The sequence below is a fragment of the Neptunicoccus cionae genome, assembly GCF_002860325.1.
Classification (GTDB): domain Bacteria; phylum Pseudomonadota; class Alphaproteobacteria; order Rhodobacterales; family Rhodobacteraceae; genus Amylibacter; species Amylibacter lutimaris.
Genome location: NZ_PKOJ01000010.1, coordinates 33,057 through 50,617, shown reverse-complemented (window position 1 = coordinate 50,617; position 17,561 = coordinate 33,057). Strand labels below are relative to the sequence as shown.

The 17,561-nt window shown below is 55.9% G+C and carries 21 protein-coding genes; 13 read left to right on the top strand and 8 right to left on the bottom strand.

Annotation, left to right across the window (positions count from 1 at the left end; genetic code table 11):
* Nucleotides 1-28 precede the first annotated feature (28 nt).
* Both mnmD and C0U40_RS18680 read left to right on the top strand, forming a co-directional pair.
* The gene (gene mnmD, locus C0U40_RS18685; protein ID WP_101657312.1) at nucleotides 29-712 is read left to right on the top strand and encodes a tRNA (5-methylaminomethyl-2-thiouridine)(34)-methyltransferase MnmD; all 684 of its coding nucleotides are present in this window, start codon (nucleotides 29-31) and stop codon (nucleotides 710-712) included.
* A gap of 4 nt (nucleotides 713-716) precedes the next feature.
* The gene (locus C0U40_RS18680; RefSeq protein ID WP_101657311.1) at nucleotides 717-1,628 is read left to right on the top strand and encodes a DMT family transporter; all 912 of its coding nucleotides are present in this window, start codon (nucleotides 717-719) and stop codon (nucleotides 1,626-1,628) included.
* A 6-nt stretch (nucleotides 1,629-1,634) separates the two neighbouring features.
* On the opposite strand, the gene C0U40_RS18675 is transcribed toward C0U40_RS18680, so the two are convergent.
* Nucleotides 1,635-3,590 (bottom strand): lytic transglycosylase domain-containing protein, encoded by a 1,956-nt coding sequence (locus C0U40_RS18675; RefSeq protein WP_180957750.1) that lies wholly within the window; start codon nucleotides 3,588-3,590, stop codon nucleotides 1,635-1,637.
* Nucleotides 3,591-3,738: 148 nt separating this feature from the next.
* Here C0U40_RS18675 and dapA point away from each other — a divergent pair, with 148 nt between their 5' ends.
* The 5 genes from dapA to C0U40_RS18650 all read left to right on the top strand — a co-directional run bounded on the left by dapA (nucleotide 3,739) and on the right by C0U40_RS18650 (nucleotide 7,905).
* Nucleotides 3,739-4,611: a 4-hydroxy-tetrahydrodipicolinate synthase gene (dapA, locus tag C0U40_RS18670; protein WP_101657309.1), complete on the top strand. Its 873-nt coding sequence runs from the start codon at nucleotides 3,739-3,741 to the stop codon at nucleotides 4,609-4,611.
* A gap of 98 nt (nucleotides 4,612-4,709) precedes the next feature.
* The gene (locus tag C0U40_RS18665; RefSeq protein ID WP_180957749.1) at nucleotides 4,710-5,228 is read left to right on the top strand and encodes an AAA family ATPase; all 519 of its coding nucleotides are present in this window, start codon (nucleotides 4,710-4,712) and stop codon (nucleotides 5,226-5,228) included.
* Entirely contained in the window at nucleotides 5,228-5,710 is a 483-nt protein-coding gene (smpB, locus tag C0U40_RS18660) for an SsrA-binding protein SmpB (protein ID WP_101657307.1), read from the top strand. Before C0U40_RS18665 ends, smpB begins: the two co-directional genes overlap by 1 nt.
* 137 nt (nucleotides 5,711-5,847) lie before the next feature.
* A complete protein-coding gene (gene sseA, locus C0U40_RS18655) occupies nucleotides 5,848-6,699 on the top strand; it encodes a 3-mercaptopyruvate sulfurtransferase (RefSeq protein WP_101657306.1) in 852 nt (283 codons plus the stop codon).
* Nucleotides 6,700-6,720: 21 nt separating this feature from the next.
* Nucleotides 6,721-7,905, top strand: a complete 1,185-nt coding sequence (locus C0U40_RS18650) for an aromatic amino acid transaminase (RefSeq protein ID WP_101657305.1) — start codon at nucleotides 6,721-6,723, stop codon at nucleotides 7,903-7,905.
* A gap of 3 nt (nucleotides 7,906-7,908) precedes the next feature.
* Here C0U40_RS18650 and C0U40_RS18645 read toward each other — a convergent pair whose 3' ends face one another.
* On the bottom strand, nucleotides 7,909-8,514 hold the full coding sequence (locus C0U40_RS18645) for a TetR/AcrR family transcriptional regulator (RefSeq protein ID WP_101657304.1): 606 nt from the start codon (nucleotides 8,512-8,514) through the stop codon (nucleotides 7,909-7,911).
* Nucleotides 8,515-8,602: 88 nt separating this feature from the next.
* On the opposite strand from C0U40_RS18645, the gene C0U40_RS18640 reads away from it, so the two are divergent.
* On the top strand, nucleotides 8,603-9,097 hold the full coding sequence (locus C0U40_RS18640) for a DUF1772 domain-containing protein (RefSeq protein ID WP_180957748.1): 495 nt from the start codon (nucleotides 8,603-8,605) through the stop codon (nucleotides 9,095-9,097).
* Here C0U40_RS18640 and C0U40_RS18635 read toward each other — a convergent pair.
* On the bottom strand, nucleotides 9,079-9,741 hold the full coding sequence (locus C0U40_RS18635; protein WP_101657302.1) for a DUF2268 domain-containing putative Zn-dependent protease: 663 nt from the start codon (nucleotides 9,739-9,741) through the stop codon (nucleotides 9,079-9,081). The two genes, C0U40_RS18640 and C0U40_RS18635, sit on opposite strands and share 19 nt — an antisense overlap.
* A gap of 186 nt (nucleotides 9,742-9,927) precedes the next feature.
* Here C0U40_RS18635 and C0U40_RS18630 point away from each other — a divergent pair, with 186 nt between their 5' ends.
* Nucleotides 9,928-10,557, top strand: coding sequence for a queuosine precursor transporter (locus C0U40_RS18630; protein WP_101657301.1), 630 nt, complete (start codon nucleotides 9,928-9,930; stop codon nucleotides 10,555-10,557).
* A gap of 317 nt (nucleotides 10,558-10,874) precedes the next feature.
* Here C0U40_RS18630 and C0U40_RS18625 read toward each other — a convergent pair whose 3' ends face one another.
* Nucleotides 10,875-11,339, bottom strand: a complete 465-nt coding sequence (locus C0U40_RS18625; protein WP_101657300.1) for an RNA polymerase sigma factor — start codon at nucleotides 11,337-11,339, stop codon at nucleotides 10,875-10,877.
* A gap of 220 nt (nucleotides 11,340-11,559) precedes the next feature.
* Between C0U40_RS18625 and C0U40_RS18620 the strand changes: the two genes are divergently transcribed.
* Together C0U40_RS18620 and C0U40_RS18615 are read left to right on the top strand one after the other, a co-directional pair.
* The gene (locus C0U40_RS18620; protein ID WP_101657299.1) at nucleotides 11,560-11,802 is read left to right on the top strand and encodes an EF-hand domain-containing protein; all 243 of its coding nucleotides are present in this window, start codon (nucleotides 11,560-11,562) and stop codon (nucleotides 11,800-11,802) included.
* A gap of 215 nt (nucleotides 11,803-12,017) precedes the next feature.
* Entirely contained in the window at nucleotides 12,018-12,260 is a 243-nt protein-coding gene (locus C0U40_RS18615; RefSeq protein ID WP_101657380.1) for a calcium-binding protein, read from the top strand.
* A 57-nt stretch (nucleotides 12,261-12,317) separates the two neighbouring features.
* Here the strand turns inward: C0U40_RS18615 and C0U40_RS18610 are convergent, their stop codons facing one another.
* On the bottom strand, nucleotides 12,318-12,665 hold the full coding sequence (locus C0U40_RS18610) for a hypothetical protein (RefSeq protein WP_101657298.1): 348 nt from the start codon (nucleotides 12,663-12,665) through the stop codon (nucleotides 12,318-12,320).
* 155 nt (nucleotides 12,666-12,820) lie between these two features.
* Here C0U40_RS18610 and arfB point away from each other — a divergent pair, with 155 nt between their 5' ends.
* Nucleotides 12,821-13,234 carry an alternative ribosome rescue aminoacyl-tRNA hydrolase ArfB gene (gene arfB / locus C0U40_RS18605; protein WP_101657297.1) on the top strand — a complete coding sequence of 138 codons (414 nt, stop codon included), beginning with the start codon at nucleotides 12,821-12,823 and terminating at the stop codon, nucleotides 13,232-13,234.
* A 9-nt stretch (nucleotides 13,235-13,243) separates the two neighbouring features.
* Here the strand turns inward: arfB and pncB are convergent, their stop codons facing one another.
* Nucleotides 13,244-14,536, bottom strand: coding sequence for a nicotinate phosphoribosyltransferase (gene pncB, locus C0U40_RS18600; RefSeq protein WP_101657296.1), 1,293 nt, complete (start codon nucleotides 14,534-14,536; stop codon nucleotides 13,244-13,246).
* 101 nt (nucleotides 14,537-14,637) lie between these two features.
* Nucleotides 14,638-15,246 (bottom strand): bifunctional nicotinamidase/pyrazinamidase, encoded by a 609-nt coding sequence (gene pncA / locus C0U40_RS18595; RefSeq protein ID WP_101657295.1) that lies wholly within the window; start codon nucleotides 15,244-15,246, stop codon nucleotides 14,638-14,640.
* A 104-nt stretch (nucleotides 15,247-15,350) separates the two neighbouring features.
* Between pncA and C0U40_RS18590 the strand changes: the two genes are divergently transcribed.
* Nucleotides 15,351-16,259: a rhodanese-related sulfurtransferase gene (locus tag C0U40_RS18590; RefSeq protein WP_101657379.1), complete on the top strand. Its 909-nt coding sequence runs from the start codon at nucleotides 15,351-15,353 to the stop codon at nucleotides 16,257-16,259.
* Nucleotides 16,260-16,290: 31 nt separating this feature from the next.
* On the opposite strand, the gene C0U40_RS18585 is transcribed toward C0U40_RS18590, so the two are convergent.
* On the bottom strand, nucleotides 16,291-17,544 hold the full coding sequence (locus C0U40_RS18585; protein ID WP_101657294.1) for an MFS transporter: 1,254 nt from the start codon (nucleotides 17,542-17,544) through the stop codon (nucleotides 16,291-16,293).
* Nucleotides 17,545-17,561 lie beyond the last annotated feature (17 nt).

Below are 17,561 nucleotides of genomic sequence, written 5' to 3'. Positions count from 1 at the left end.
TCTGGCGCTTGACCTAAAGCAATCGGGTATGAGCGACCAGAATGAATATGCAGAGCTGAGCTGGCGGGACGGAAAAATTCCTGTCGCGACGCGGTTTGACGATCCCTATTTCTCTCTGGAGAACGGCATCGCCGAAACGGCCCATGTATTTCTTGCCGGTAACGGCCTGCCCGAAAGGTTCAAAGCAGGATTCCACATTGCCGAACTGGGTTTTGGCACAGGGTTAAACCTGCTGTGCGCGTGGAAGGCTTGGGAGGAGGCAGGTCACACGACGCCCTTGCGCTACACCAGTTTCGAAGCTTTCCCGATGGCCCCCGCAGACATCGCACAGGCGCAGGCCGCCTGGCCGGAACTGACTGAATATGCCACGCGATTTGCACAGCTTTGGGATCACGAAATTGGGCGGATTGAATACAAGACACTTCAGGCTGAAGTGGTTGCAGGGGATGCCCGTGCGACTCTGCCACGCTGGTCGGGAACCGCAGACGCGTGGTTTCTTGACGGGTTTTCTCCGGCCAAAAATCCGGAACTCTGGGGCGCGGATCTGATGGCAGAGGTGGCGCGGCATACGGTGCAGGGGGGCAGCTTTGCCACCTATACCGCTGCAGGCCATGTGCGTCGGGCCTTGGCATCGGGCGGGTTTACCGTCAAAAGGAGCAAAGGGTATGGCCGCAAGCGGCATATGACCCGAGGTTCCCTAGAATCCGGATAGACCAATGACCAAAGACAACCCGCGCGCCGGTATCTGGCTGATGATTGCTGCAACCTTTGTATTTGCAGCACAGGACGGCATTTCCCGTCATCTTGCGGATACATACAACGTCTTCATGATTGTTATGGTGCGCTACTGGTTCATCCTGTTGGTGCTTATGGGCGTGTCCCGTTATCGTAGCGGTAGCCTGTTCGGGGATGCGCGGACCACACAGCCGGTGCTGCAGTTCTTTCGCGGCTTTATTCTGGCTTTTGAAATCCTTGTCACGATCCTGTCCTTCACGCTGCTGGGCCTGATCGAGGCCCATGCCATTTTCGCCGTTTACCCGCTTTTGATTGCGGCCCTGTCCGGCCCTGTTCTGAAGGAAAAAGTCGGCTGGCGGCGCTGGGCGGCGATCGGGGTCGGCTTTGTCGGTATGCTGATTATCCTGCAACCGGGTGTGAAGGTGTTCTCGCCGCTTTCGCTCGTGTCTTTTGCCGGTGCGCTTCTGTTTGCGATCTATCATCTGATGACACGGATGGCCGCGGCCAAGGACAGTGCCGAGACCAGCTTTTTCTGGACTGCAATCAGCGGATTTATTGTGATGACGGCCATCGGTCCGTTCTTCTGGGAACCGATGTTGCCCGAAGATCAGATCTGGCTGGCGGTGCTTTGTGTGACAGGTGCGCTGGGCCATTATCTGCTGATCAAGTCTTATGAAATGGCACAGGCCAGTATCGTCCAGCCCTTTGCCTTCATGCAGCTTGTCTTTGTGTCGTTCATCGGCGTTCTGATCTTCGGAGAGCATCTGCCGTTTTCCACCGCAATCGGTGCGGCTGTTATTGTTGCGGCCGGTGTGTTCACGCTCTGGCGCGAGAACCGTGCGCGGCGCGCGGCGTTGCGGGCTAAAGCGCAGGCCGGGACCACCGGTACCTGATCACCTTCAACCGCCGACCAGATCCTTGCTAAGGCGCAGGGGTTTGGCTGTGCCGCTCAGCCGCATCCGGTAGACGAACAGCGCCTCGCTAACCCGCATCACATAATTGCGGGTTTCACGAAAGGGTATGTGCTCTATCCAGTCGATCTGGTCGATGTCCGGATCACGGGGATCGCCGTATTCCTCGATCCAGCGGTCGGCGCGGTGGGGGCCGGCGTTATAGGCGACAAAGGCAAGGATGTAAGACCCGTTGTAGCGTTCCAGCATGGAGGCAAGATACGCCGTGCCAAGCTGCGCATTATATCGCCAGTCGTCAGAGAGGCGGGATTTCGAATATTCGACTCCGATCTCCTTTGCCACCTGCTGTGCGGTGGCGGGCATGACCTGCATCAACCCGCGCGCGCCTACCGGGGAAACGGCTTCGGGGTTCAGCTCGCTCTCGCGGCGTGCAATGGCGAGCGCCAGTTCGGGGGCGACATCGCCGGAATGTTTGGCCAGTTCGGTCACAGGAAAATAGGCGCGGGGCAGGATGATACCCCGTTGTGCAGCCTCCTTGGCCACGGCCAGCGCCACATAGGGCCGGTCCAGCGACAGGGCCAGATCAGCCAGTTGTGCGGTTTGGTCTTCGGGCGCGGTTTCTGCCACATGGGAAAAGAACCAGCGCATGAGATACTGGCGGTCGATCGCATGGAGCAGCAGCCCCGCGCGCACCGGACCGGAGGCGGCAAGAGCGCTGTTCTCCCAATCCGTTGTTTCACCCAGACCTGTCAGCAGCGGGTCGGGATCGGCCGCGATCCTTTCCGCCGCCAGTTGTCCGTAAAAGCTGGTCTGGTGTTCAGCGCCCTGCCGGAAATAATCTGCCGCTTTGTCAAAATCGCCCAGTGCTTCTGCAGCGCGGCCCCGCCAGTAGCCCGCCCGCCCGAGACTGATCGGCGTGCGGACCGCATTAAAATGGTTCTCGAAATGGATAGCTGCCTGTTCTGGCGCGTCGAGTTTCTGCAAGGCGACATAGCCTGCAATCCATTCCAGATCCGCATAATCGCTGCCCTCGCTCAGCCCGTGCTGGCTGGCGAGCCAATAGGCCAGATCCGGATCACCCGCCCGCATGGCGCGGCGCGCATAGGTGCGGCGGCGGTTGCCCCATTCTTCGGCACGGCCCAGATTGGATACATCGGCAGATTGCTCGGCCAGAAGTTCTTCGGCGTCGTCCCAACGGTTTTTCTTTACGCGCCAGATAAATCGGTCATAGGCCAGTCCGCCGTGCAACTGTAATTCCTTTGGCACTTTGGCAATTGCTGCATCCACGCCGTCGGCTGTTTCCTGCAAGGCAATCCGCGCGAGCGCCAGATTCTGGTGTCCTTCCGGCACAAGCGGCATCATTCGCCGCGCTGCTGTAATGCGTCCCCGCCACAGCAACATATCCTGCCGCGCAATATGATGGGGCTCCAGTGTATCTTCATACTCTGACAGCAGGGCGGTTTCCAAAGTGGAGGACAGCGACAGGGTGGTCCATGCGCGGATCGCCTCGGCGCGGGCCTTGTCGGATTGTCCTGATCGTTCATAGGCACTGACAAGCCGCACCGCCCCAAGGCCTGTCTGGGGTTGTTCGGCAATGAAATAGGCGATTACCTCTTGCGGATCAGCGTCCGAGGGGATTTTTACTTCGCCCTTGGCGCGCAGGGATTTCAGACCCGGCCAGTCGGGATGCTCTGTCAGAAAAGCCACATAGTCCGACCATTTACCGTTGTCGCGCCGCAACCGTTGCCATTCCAGCAAATCCCGCGCAATCGGATCGCTGATACCGTTCATCAGATCGTCAAGCTGCTCCCATTTGCGCGCGGCAATCGCGGCAAGAGCCTGCTCTACACCGGTTGTGTCCACTGCGGTTGCAGGCTGGGACACCGCAGCACGCGGCGCGTTAAACGCCAGCAGCGAGACCGTCAGAATAATCAATAAACGCATACAACACCCCCAAAGATGCCTTAATGATAGCGTGTACCAACAGTATTTCACCCCTTTGGCGTTGCAATTCAATTTTTCGTCGTTCCGTTCTTTGAATTTCCCTGCTAATTGAACCCGACTCAATTCATCCCAACCGGAGGCCAAGCCCATGTTTAAAGGTTCCTATGTCGCGCTTATCACCCCGTTTTCGAACGGTAAGGTGGATGACAAGGCGCTTAAGGGCTTGGTCGAATGGCAGATTGCCGAAGGCACCCACGGTCTGGTTCCCGTAGGTACAACCGGCGAAAGCCCGACCCTGACACATGAAGAGCACGAGCATGTGATCAAGGTTGTAGTGGAAACCGCTGCTGGCCGTGTGCCGGTGATTGCCGGTGCCGGTTCGAATAACACCGACGAAGCCCTGCGGTTTACCCAATACGCCAAAGACATCGGCGCGGATGGTGCGCTGGTGGTGACGCCATACTACAACAAGCCGACGCAGCGCGGATTGATCGCCCATTTCGAAGCGGTGAACGAGGTTGGCTTGCCAATCGTGATCTACAACATCCCGCCGCGCAGCGTGGTGGATATGACACCGGAAACCATGGGCCAACTGGCAAAGCTGGACAATATTGTCGGGGTGAAAGATGCCACTGCCGATCTGTCCCGTGTCTGCGCGCAACGCATTCACTGTGGTACAGACTTTATCCAGATGTCCGGCGAAGATGCCACTGCCCACGGGTTTAACGCCCAAGGCGGCGTCGGCTGTATCTCGGTCACAGCGAACGTTGCACCCAAGCTTTGTGCGCAACTGCAAGAGGCCACCCTTGCGGGGGACTATGCCAAAGCGCTGGAGATTCAGGACAAGCTGATGCCGTTGCACAATGCTGTCTTTACAGAGCCGGGTCTTGTGGGTGCAAAATACGGTGTGTCCAAACTGGGCCGTTGCTCTGCAGAGGTGCGTCTGCCCCTGACGTCCTTGCTGCCAGAGACAGAGGCCAAAATGGACGCTGCCATGCGTTCGGCCGGTCTGATCGACTGATCCGGTCTGTCCGGCGCTGATGCGCAAGGCTTTTTTTTGAAATTGAACGGCGGGGGCGTGAAATGCTGCCGCCGTTTTCTGTTTGATGGATTGATACTTTGACTGCGATACAAAAAATCCGTGACGTTCATCTGATTTGCGGCTGCACAGGTGCAGGTAAATCCACTTATGCCTTCCGTCTGGCCAAAGACATCGGCGGCGTCCGTTTTGCCATAGATGAATGGATGGAGCGGCTGCACAATCAGGACAAACCCGAAGAACTGCGGTTCGAATGGTTTTACGAGAGGGTACAGCGGAACTGCCATCAGATGCGCAAAATGGCCGAGCAACTGGTGCCGCTGAGTGTGCCGGTGATTTTCGACTGCGGATTGACCAACAGTCTTGAGCGGGGCATTTTTGAAAACTGGGCAGAAGAGCATGGTTTTTCCACGCAATTACATTATGTAGATGTTCCAACCGAAATACGCTGGCAGCGGGTGTTGAAGCGCAACGCCGAACAGGCCGAGACCTTTCAGTTCGAGGTCACGAGAGAGATGTTCGACGGGATCAACGCCATGTGGGAAGCCCCGAGCGAAGAAGAAATGCACCGTTTACACGGTGTCAGGATAACAGACTGATGGCCGCAAAGAAGAAGAAAGCCGACCCGAACAACAAGCTCGTCGCGGAGAACCGCCGCGCGCGCTATGATTATGCCGTGGAGGATACGGTGGAATGCGGCATGGTCCTGCACGGTTCCGAGGTGAAATCCCTCCGGCTCGGCTCGGCCAATATTGCCGAAAGCTATGCATCAATCGAAGATGGGGAATTGTGGCTGGTGAACAGCGCAATCCAGCCCTACGCACAGGCCAAATCCTTCAACCACGAAGAACGCCGCCGCCGCAAGTTGCTCGCCTCCAAGCGGGAACTGGCGAAGATGTGGCAGAGCATCGGGCGGCAGGGGATGACCCTTGTTCCGCTCAAGCTCTATTTTAACGACAAGGGTCTGGCGAAACTGCTGATTGGTATCGCCAAGGGTAAACGCCTTGCCGACAAGCGCGAGACAGAGAAAAAGCGGGACTGGCAAAAGCAAAAGGCACGTCTGCTGCGGGACAACAGCTAGGCCCGAATGTGATCCAAAGTGTCAGGGGGGCAAATCTCCCCTTGGCAAAGCTTCGCGTGTGTTTTCTTATTAAACCCGACACTTGAAACCTGTTACAGGCAAGGATAATCCCGAGGGAACAGCGCAGAGGTATTTTAATGGCACAAAGCGATCAATCAACCATCGTATCAACCGACTGGTTGGCACAGCATCTGGATGCACCGGACCTGCGTATTCTGGATGCGACAGCCTATCTGCCCGGTGATCCCCGCGATGCACGGGCGAATTATGACGCTGCCCATATTCCCGGCGCGCGCTTTTTCGACATAGACGATGTGTCAGACAGCAATTCCGACCTTCCCCATATGGCACCGCCGACCGAAAAATTCATGTCCCGTATGCGTGCCCTTGGTGTTGGCGACGGGCACCGCGTGGTTGTTTATGACAGCGAAGGCCTGTTTTCGGCCGCCCGTGTCTGGTGGTTGTTCCGGCATATGGGACAGACGGATGTGGCCGTGCTGGACGGTGGCTTGCCAAAATGGATTGCCGAAGGCCACCCTACCGAAGACCTGCCCCCTGTAATCCGCGACCGTCACATGACTGCGCGGCGCGATGCAACACTGGTAAAGGACGTGACGCAGGTAGCGTTGGCCTCCAAGCTGGATCAGGCAGAAATTGTCGATGCCCGTGCCGCCGAACGCTTTCGCGGTGAAGTGGAAGAACCCCGCAAGGGCCTGCGTTCCGGTCATATTCCGAACTCTAAAAATGTACCGTTCAAAACCCTGCTGAACGAAGACAGCACCTTTAAATCACCCGACGAAATCCGCGCCGTCTTTACAGAAGCTGGCGTCGATCTGAACCGCCCCGTGATCACCACCTGCGGGTCCGGTGTGACAGCGGCTGTCCTGTCCCTTGCGCTGGAGATGATCGGCCATCGGGACCATTCGCTCTATGACGGCTCCTGGGCTGAATGGGGCAGTTACAACGACTTGAAAGTAGAACAGGGCTAAGGCCCGATTAAGGATACGACAATGCTCGAAAACCTGACGCAGCAACCGCCTGACAAGATTATCATGCTTAGCGGCATGTTCCGCGCCGACCCGCGCCCTGAAAAGATCGACCTTGGTGTCGGCGTCTACAAAGATGCCAACGGCAACACGCCGATTATGCGGGCAGTGAAAAAGGCTGAACAGTTGCTGTGGGACACAGAGACCACCAAAAGCTACACCGCGCTGATCGGGGATGGTGCCTTTCACAAGGTGATGGCCGATCTGGTGCTGGGCGATACGGTGGAGGCAGAGCGTCTGTCCTTTGCTCATGCGCCCGGTGGTACAGGTGCGATCCGCCAGATTCTGGAACTGATCAAAGTGGCTTCTCCGGATGCGACGGTGTGGATGTCCGATCCCACATGGCCGAACCACCCTGCGATGGTCAAAGGCGTTGGTATCCCGATGCGGACCTATCGCTATTTCGATGCGGATACCGGCGCAGTGAATTTCGACGGGATGATGGCTGATCTGGCAGAGGCCAAAGCCGGTGATGTTGTGATCCTGCACGGCTGCTGCCATAACCCGACCGGGGCAAACCTGAACGAAACCCAATGGCAACAGGTTGCGGATCTGCTGCTTGAAAAAGAAGCGGTCCCCTTTGTGGATATCGCCTATCAGGGCTTTGGTGACGGTTTGCAAAAAGATGCCTATGGCGTCCGGTTGCTGGCAGAAAAATGCCCCGAGGTTCTGATCTCGGCAAGCTGTTCGAAAAACTTCGGCATCTACCGCGAGCGCTGCGGTCTGGTGATTGCCATTTCGCGGAATTCCGAAAACGCCGGTCTGACACAGGGTATGCTGTCCAGCCTGAACCGTCTGAACTTCAGCTTTCCACCGGATCACGGCGCACGGCTGGTGACGATGGTGCTGAGCGATCCGGAACTGCGGGCCGACTGGGAGGCCGAACTGGAAGAGGTTCGCACCAGCATGTTGGGGCTGCGCAAGAAGCTGGCGGATGCGCTGCGCGAGGAAACCGGTTCCGACCGCTACGGCTTTATTGCTGAACATCGCGGCATGTTCTCCCGGCTTGGTCTGAGCGAAGAGCAGGTTGCAAAACTGCGCGAAGACCACGGTATCTACATGATCGGTGACAGCCGGTTCAACGTGGCCGGATTGTCCGAAGCCTCGATACCAAAGATCGCCAAGGCGGTTGTTGCTGTCGGCGGCTAGGCCCTAGGCGCCATAAAGTTTCTGGATGACCGCGCAGGCCCTGTCTGTGCGGTCTTCTTTTTGGGCTTCTGTCAGTTCGGGAATCACGCCTATCACCCGTTGGATCTGGGTGTCTCCGATGAGAACCATGAGAAACAAGCCCGCGATTTCATCAGAATTGCCGCGATGCAGCAATTTGCGATCCAACCCGACACGGACCAGACGTTCAACGAGTGGTGCAACGGTGTTTTTGCCTTCCCGCGCGATTGCTTCGCCCAAAGTTCCGGTGTGATATACATCACCTGCCGCGGCGCGGTTCAGCGCAATAGCACGGCGACTGGTGACAAGCTCCAGCAGCTGTGGCCCAAGCAGCCGCAATTCTTCGATCGTGTCGCCATCCTCTTGAATTGACTTCTCTAATTGTGTTTTTACCGCGGCTGCATTGGCTGCGACCAGACTGGCAAACAACGCCTGTTTGTTCCCGTACCAGCGATAAAGGGTCTCATTCGAACACCCCGCCTGCCGCGCGATGTCCAACATGGAAGCGCCTTTGTAACCCTTCTTTTCCAAAACATCGTAGGCGGCCTTTTCTATGCGGACGCGGCGTTCTTTTTGCTTCGCAGTTTCCATAGTTTCCTCACAAGCTTGACTGAGAACGTACAAAAGAGTACGAAAATAATCAATCCGTAAACTTATGTACATTTTAAGGTGGAATATGATGATAAAATTATTACAAACCGGTATTCTTTGGGTTGTTCTGCTGTTCGGTATTCTGGGCGGTTTTTTCTTTTCCTTTTCCTTCGTCACGATGCCGGGTCTGGACCTAATAAGCGGAGTAGCGGCGATCGAGGCGATGCAAGGCATTAACACGGCGGTCCGAAATGCCTACTTCTTTGTGCCATTCTTTCTGACACCGGTGTTCGCATTTGCTTTCGCAGGGGTTGCGGTTTTTACCGGTTGTCGCCGCGCGGCCTATTATCTGGGTGCAAGCGCAGTTCTGTATCTGGCGGGTGGTTTTGCCGTAACAGTGTTTTATCACATTCCGATGAATGAAGCTTTGGCCGTAGTCGACGGTCCGGTTTTGGGGGTAGGGGCATCAGAGGTGTGGAGGACTTATTCGCAGGACTGGACGCCGCTCAATACATTCCGCATGAGCGTGTGTCTGTTAGCGATGGTCCTTGCGGTATTGGCGCTTTACGAAACCAAAGCCTGAGCCGCCACGGCGTTCAGGACTTTCGGGGCCGGAACGTTTATCAGGCGTTCCGGCGTTAGTTCCGCCCCGCTGAGCAGCCAGTTTTCGACAATCCGCGAACCCATTGTGAAGCCGAGCCAGCGGGGATAGGCGCCTGCACCGGAAAACCACTCCGCGTGGTCGAACTTCGGGGACATCATCGTGCGTTGATCCGGCCAGAGTTTAACCAGCTCATCGTCGTCAAAGGCGCAATCCCACGGTTCACGCGGGGAATCGAACACAAGTCTCACGAATTGGGCGGCAAGTCCTTCGCTGACCATGGCGCCCCCCAGCGTGAAGCCGTAACCCGGTCCCGCTGCGCGCATGGCAAGATGGGCAGTGTTTACCATCTGCCGCTGCACCAGACCGCTTGTCAGCGTGCCGGCAAAATTTTCGTTATAGGGATCGAAGATCAGAGTGCAGAGGTTCGGGCGGCTTACATGGGCAGACATGCCTGTTTCCGGCGTCACGGTTTCATTGCCCCGCTCGATCAGCACGTCCATCTGTGAAGGGCGCACGAAGGGGGACATCAGCTGGTAGGCGTCACTGATCTGTCCTGTAATCCGGTCTTTCCACGCGCTCAGATCGCCCGTGGCATCCAGCCAATGTAAAGTCCAATTGCTCACGTTTCATTCCCAGCGCGGATGACAGTTGCCCTATCATAGTAGATCATATGGTCATGCCAAGTGCTCCGGCATGGCATTTCCCGGATTTCAATCTGTCCCTTGCCAAGCCAGCCCCGAGGGGGTATGCCCCGCCAGCCCCAATAAAGGGGAAAAAGTGTCCGCTACCTTTTCAAAACGGAGAAAAACATGTCTCGTGGCCTTATTCTTGGCGTTCTCGCCATGGCGGCAGTTGTCGTCGCTTCCAATATTCTTGTGCAATTCCTGTTCGGCAATTGGCTGACTTGGGGCGCATTTACCTATCCTCTGGCATTTCTTGTTACCGATCTGACCAACCGAGTGTATGGCGCCAAAGCCGCACGCAAAGTCGTGCTGGCCGGTTTTGCCGTAGGTATCCTTTGTTCCTTCATCGGAACGCAAATCATCGGAGAATTCGGGCCGCTGGTTACGCTTCGCATCGCTATCGCCTCCGGGACAGCGTTTCTTGTCGCACAACTTGTGGATGTATTCGTGTTTAACCGTCTGCGCGAGGGCGCATGGTGGCGGGCGCCGCTGGCCTCTACGCTGGTCGGGTCTTCGCTGGATACAGTTTTGTTCTTTACAATCGCCTTTGCCGGCAGCCTGACCTTCCTTGAACCTTCAAATGATGTGTCTTGGGCCGGTGAGATGTTGCCCTTGCTGGGGGTCGGTCCGGTTGCGCCGCTTTGGGTCAGCCTTGGGGTTGCCGACTGGTTCGTGAAGCTGTCGCTTGCCGTAATTGCGCTGATACCCTTCCGTTACCTTGCCGTAATGCTCACTGGTAAGAAGGCCAATATTTAGGCAGGAGCAAACCGTTTAACCACAAAATCTGGTTGAAGATGCAAAAAATGCTTTGTGTTTTCCAAAAGTCGTGGCACGATTCTAGTGCGGGGTTGAAAACAACCCACGCGTGAAACAATCAGAAAGGAGGTGCCAATGATTATTGGGAAACAGGAGCAGCTGGTTAAGGTTAAAAGCGAGGTGAGCGTTTAGAAGGCAGCCCTTCTATTCACACATCCGGTTTCAAGATTTTCCAATCTTGCTTGCCACCTCCAACTCTCGAGGAGAGCCCTGCCAGTGCTTCGGCAGGGCTCTTTCCGTTTCTAAGGCAGACGGATTTACAGATATTCCCGCAATTTGGAGCGCGCGCGGCTCATGCGGGACATGACGGTGCCAATCGGCAGTTCCAGTTGTTGCGCCATGTCCGAATAGGACAGGCCCGCTTCCACACGCAGACGCATGACTGTGCGGTATTCTTCGGGCAATCTGCCAATAGCGGCCAACGTCTGTGCGCAGGCAAGCGCCCCGTAGACATCAGCGTTTTCGTCCTCGGGGTCATGGTCTTCAATCGGCACATGGGAGGGCGCGCGGCCCTTTTTGCGGGTCTGGTCCAGAAACAGGTTCCGCAGGATCACGGCCATATAGCGGCGCGGATGCTCTACATCGGACAGGCAGGTGTCACGGCTCAGAACGTGTAGAACGACGTCCTGTACAAGATCTTCGGCCTGATCGCGGTTGCGGGTCAGGTGATGGGCGTAGACAAGAAGATCTTCAAGATGGTCAAACAGTTTATCGCGATTCATGCGAATGCTCCGGGTTGGTTTGCTACCCTTATTAGCTACGCTTTATTTTGGAAAAGTCGTTAGGTGGGTTCTCGCCCATGGCCAAATCCCGCCAATGGGCATTGGCCGTTTTCTGCCACCATGAATTGAGCTGTGGAATAAACAACCCGCCGAATTCGTCCTTGTCTGTAGAGAGCGCAATCCGCGCCTCTTATGACGAAAACGAACAGGAGTTATACCAATGCGTAAAACAACAATGACCTTCGCCGCCATCCTTGCCACTGCTTCCTTTGCACAAGCTGCGGATTTGGCCGAAATGGACACGAACGCCGATGGCGCCCTGAGCGTGGAAGAATTCACAGCTGGACATGAAGGTGTTGATCCGGCTGTCTTTACCGAAGTTGACACTAACGAGGATGGTCTGATTGATCCTTCGGAATATGAAGCTGCCACAGCAGAAGATGGCGTGCTGGCGAAAAGCTGATATCCCCTCCCTTGATGATCAGCAGAAAGGGTCGGTCCGGTTGGACCGGCCCTTTTCTTTGTTCAAGTGCGATCCCCGGATTTCCAAACCATCACCAGCCTGAGCCATTTTCCGCCGTTGCAAAACAATCAATGGAATAAAGAAGCCTTCGAAAACGTCTTGATCTGTAGAGCACGCAAGAAGCGTTGCTCCGGACTGAATAAATGGAGATTAAGATGCGTAAACTGACAATGACCCTTGCAGCTATCCTTGCTACGGCTTCGCTTGCGCAGGCCGCAGATCTGGCCGAACTGGACACAGATGCTGATGGTGTTCTGAGCATGGAAGAATTCGTTGCCGGACATGCAGAAGTCGATGCTGAAATTTTTGCTGACATTGATACAAATGAAGACGGAATGATCGACCCGTCCGAATATGAAGCCGCTACAGCTGAAGACGGTGTTCTGGCAAACAACTGATTGCACAAAAAAGGCCGGTCCTGATGGACCGGCCTATTTGAACTAAGTCGCCAGATATTAGCGAAGTGTTTCTTTCAAGTATTCAGAACGTGTCATGTGTTCGTCGGAGTGACCGTTCAAACGTTCAAATTCTGTGCCCGAGTTGCGGGATACATCTTCTTCTGTACCCGGAGTCACTGCCTTGTACCGCTCGTTAGATTGTACGGTTGCCGTTGTATCGTTCAGTTTTTGGTCTGGTGTCACTGAATCGTAGCGTGCATTGTCGTCAATCTTGACGTTGGTATCGTTCAGTTCGGTTTCCGGTGTAATAGCATCGTAACGTGCGTTGTCGTTATCTTGTGCATGTACGGCAGTTACCGATGCCATGATTGCTGCAGCTGCTGTTGTTGTAATAAGCGTTTTCATGTCTCATTCCTTTCGTTTCCGTCTTGCGATGGATTACATGTAGGAGCGGTTCTGCACTGCGACCACACACGGTTGTTATCAATAAAGTGATGTGGTTTCATGGAACGAAAGACGCGTGAATGCGTAGCGAAACAAAGGGCAGCGCGGCTTAAACAATGTACATCAACGATAGCATTACAATTGAGGAATGGGAACTCACCGAAAGCTTTCACCGGGCGTCGGGGCCCGGGGGGCAACATGTGAATAAAACCTCAAGCGCGGTGGAATTGCGCTTTGAGGCAGAACGGTCTCCGAACCTGACCGGCGCTGTGAAAGCGCGGCTGAAACGGCTGGCGGGGCGGCGCTGGACAAAGGATGGAGCGGTAATCGTCACATCGGAATCCCACCGCAGCCAGCAGATGAACCGCGATGACGCCCGCGAGAAACTGGCAGAACTGATCCGGAAAGCCACCGAAGTGCCCAAACGCCGGATCAAGACCCGCCCCACGCTTGGCAGTAAACGCCGCCGTCTGGAAGGCAAGAAGCAGCGGGGCGCGGTAAAAAAACTGCGTGGCAAGGTGGAAGAGTAACCCCCGAGGTTACACAACCACGTCCATCTCTGTCTGCTCGCCAACGCCGAAAACCCGTTTGTAACGCGCAATCTCATCGGCCGGTCCCATTGCCTTGCGGGGGTTGTCCGACAGTTTCACTGTCGGGCGCCCGTTGGCCGCAACCGCCTTACACACCAGCGAAAACGGCGCCAGCGCATCATCCGGTACCAGTCCGCGAAAGTCGTTGGTCAGCATGGTGCCCCAGCCAAATGCGACACGCACACGGCCGTTGAATTGGTTTGCCAGTTCGATGATCTTGTAATCGTCCAGCCCGTCAGAGAAGATAATCCGCTTTTCGCGGGGATCCTGCCCGCGGGATTTCCACCAGTTGATCGCCAGTTCTGCACCCGTGGCCGGATCGCCGCTGTCAATGCGGATACCGGTCCATTTGTCGAGCCATTCGGGCGCGCGCGCCAGAAACCCTTCGGTTCCGTAGGTGTCCGGCAGCATTATCAGCAGGTTGCTGTCGTGTTCGTCCTGCCAGTCCGCCAGAACCTGATAGGGGGCTTGCGCCAGTTCTTCGTCGCTATCAGCCAGCGCGGAATATACCATGGGCAATTCGTGGGCGTTGGTCCCGATCGCCTCAACCTCCCGGCGCATGGCGATCAGGCAGTTTGATGTACCTGTGAAACGTTCGCCCAATCCTTCGTGCATGGCCTGCACACACCAGTCCTGCCACATGAAAGAGTGCCGGCGCCGTGTGCCAAAATCTGCAACGTTCAGGTGTTCTACCTCGCGCAGTCGCTCGATCTTTTCCCACAGTTTGGTCATGGCGCGGGCATAAAGGACCTGCAACTCGAACTTGCCCATGCCCTTAAGCACCGCACGAGAGCGCAGTTCCATAAGGATGGACAGTGCAGAAATCTCCCAAAGCATGACTTCGGGCCATGACCCTTCAAAGGTCAGTTCATACTGTCCGTCCACTTTCTCTAGGTGATAAGGGGGCAGTTGCAGCTTTTCGAACCACTCCATAAAATCGGAACGGAACATCTGCCGCTTGCCGTAGAACATATTGCCCCGCAGCCAGGTGCTTTCCCCCCGTGAAAGCCGCAAGGAGCGGACATGGTCCAATTGCTCGCGCAATACGCCTTCGTCTACAATATCCGCGAGCCGGATGGTTTTGGTCCGGTTGATCAGACTGAAGGTGACTTGGGCGTCCGGTTTGTACCGGAATACCGATTGGCACATCAGCAGTTTGTAGAAATCCGTGTCGATCAGGGAGCGGACGATCGGGTCGATCTTCCATTTGTGGTTATAAACTCTGGTGGCGATATCGACCATAATACGGGCTCCGGTTGTCCGAACTGTGTTAAAACAGGGGTTTGGCAGCTTGTCCAGCCTGTCGGGGGTGTGTCGGGGTGGATGTCGGGCTGAAGCCCGACCTACTTGAGCAACACGCCGAGGCTGTCCATTTCTTCAAGTGCAACCGCAAGAGAGCCGTCCATATCGATGGCGCGGCAGGCGTCCTGAAGTACCGTAACCTGAAACCCGAGTTTCACGGCGTCGACTGCGGAAAAGCGGACGCAGAAATCTGTTGCCAGCCCGACCATCACCAGTTTTTTGACACCCCGCTCCCGCAGGTACCCTTCCAGTCCGGTCGGGGTTTTGTGGTCATTCTCGAAGAAGGCGGAATAGCTGTCGATTTTCGGATTATAGCCTTTGCGGATAATCAGGTCTGCCTTGTCTGTGTCCAATCCGCTTTTAAACGCTGCCCCTGCTGTGCCCTGCACACAGTGTCGTGGCCAGAGCACCTGAGGGCCATAGGGCATTTCCGTCATGCTGAAAGGGGCTGCGCCTTCGTGATTATCCGCAAACGAACTGTGATCCGCCGGATGCCAGTCCTGCGTGAGCACACGGACGGGATAATCGTCCTGCAGGGCATTCACAGTCTCGATAATCTGGTCTCCGCCTTCCACGGCAAGGCTCCCGCCCGGACAGAAATCATTCTGTATGTCGATCATAATCAAAGCGGTGCTTGTGGCCTGTAGCATGGCTGTCTCCCTGTTATCCCGAATTTATGTGGTGCGGCGGGCGCTTCGTCAACCGCGCTGCTTTGCCACTGGAATTTCCTGCCAGACAAGGCTATATGCGCGCCATGTCAAAGATCGTTGTCGCAGCCCTGTACCATTTCACCCGTTTTGAGGATTACAAATCCTTGCAAGCGCCGCTTCAGGCTGTCTGCGATGCGGGAGGCGTCAAAGGATCGCTGCTGCTGGCCTTTGAAGGGATCAACGGCACGATTGCCGGGCCACGGGCCGGAATTGACGCTGTGCTCGCCCACATTCGCAGCTTGCCGGGCTGCGCGGATTTTGAACACAAGGAAAGTTTTGCTTCGGAAATGCCTTTCCTGCGCATGAAGGTAAAACTGAAAAAAGAGATCGTCACAATGGGTCAGCCCGATGTGGACCCGACCGTTAATGTGGGAAACTACGTTGAAGCACAGGACTGGAACGATCTGATCACCTGCGACGATGTGGTGGTGATCGACACCCGCAACGATTACGAGGTCGCCATCGGCACGTTTGAAGGTGCCGTAGACCCGAAAACCAAATCCTTTGGCGAATTTCCTGCATGGTGGGAAGAAAACAAGGACCGCTTCCACAACAAGAAAGTGGCCATGTTTTGCACTGGCGGCATCCGCTGCGAGAAATCCACCAATTTCCTGCTGAACGAGGGCGTCGAGGACGTTTATCACCTCAAAGGCGGCATTCTGAAATATCTGGAAAATGTGCCGGAAGAGAACAGCACCTGGAACGGCGAATGCTTTGTTTTTGACAGCCGCGTATCCGTGAAACACGGGCTGGAAGAGGGTAAATACGAACTCTGCTATGCCTGCCGGATGCCTCTGGCGCCCGAAGATTTCGCGCGTCCCGAGTATGAAAAAGGCGTCTCCTGCCACCAGTGTATCGACAGCCACTCCGAAGAGCGTAAGGAACGCTTTCGCGAACGTCAGAAACAGGTGGCCCTAGCCGAAAAACGCGGCAAACAGCATATCGGTTCTTAACCCGCCACCGGCTTTAATGTTCTGAAAATACTCAGCCCGCCGCTGCAGAGGCGCGCAGCTTTAGCGGTATTTCCTTCACCGGCAGATGCACGATGGCGGAAAACGCGCCGACACCGACGCCCACCCACCAGACCATGTTGTAATTGCCATAAAGATCATAAAGGGCACCGCCCAGCCAGACGCCGAGAAAACCGCCAAGCTGGTGGCTGAAGAAGATGATCCCGTAGAGTGTTCCCATGTAACGCATCCCGTAGATATGACCCACCAGCCCCGAGGTCAGCGGCACGGTGGCCAGCCACAACAGCCCCATCAGAAAGCTGAACATCAGCACGGTCACGGGCGTAATGGGCGTCAGGATGAACCATGCGGCCAGCACGGTCCGGCCAATGTAGATATAGGTCAGCAGGTATTTCTTGCTCAGCCGTTTGCCCAGCAGACCCGCCGTAACCGTCCCGATGATATTGGCCAGCCCGATCACCCCGATGGATACCGCGCCGAGTGCAGAGGTGCTGGTAATCCCCATTCCGGCCAGAAGGCTGTCCTGTCCGATGGGGCCACACATCTCGGTCACGAATGCGGGAAAATGGGCGGTGATAAAGGCCAGTTGAAAGCCGCAGGAAAAGAACCCGAGAAAAATCAGCGAATAAGACGGGTCCTTGAAGGCTTTGAGCAGGATCTGGGACATGGTCTCTTCCAGTTCTGCGGTGTTGGCGGCTTCGGGTGCTCGCAGCATGGGCAACAGCAACAGAACCATCATGATGATCGCGGCAAAGATCACAAAAACCTGCGACCAGTTCATATAGGCCAGCAGGATCGCAGCCAGCGGCGGGCCGATCACTTGTCCCAAAGACCCTGCCGCCGTCCCGATGCCCAGCGTCAGAGAGCGGTTCTCGTCGCTGGCGGCCCGTCCGATGACCGCCAGAATGACGCCAAAGCCGGTGCCTGCAATACCAAAGCCGATGATGATCTCGTAAAGCTGGTGCGCGCCGGGAGTGGTGGCAGTGCTGCTGAGCAACAATCCCGCAGCATAGCAGAGCACGCCCAAGAAAATGGCTTTCCTGTCCCCGAATTTTTCAGCAATTGCGCCGAATATGGGCTGGCCGATGCCCCATGCAAGGTTCTGAATGGCAATGGCCATGGAAAACTCGGAACGGAGCCAGCCGAATTCCGTGGCAATTGGAATCTGGAAGACACCAAAACTGGCCCGCAGGGAAAATCCGGTCATCAGGATCAGACACCCGGCGATCAGGATCGGGGTAAACAGTGGTTGAGATTGTTGTTTCATCGGAATCCATACTGCGT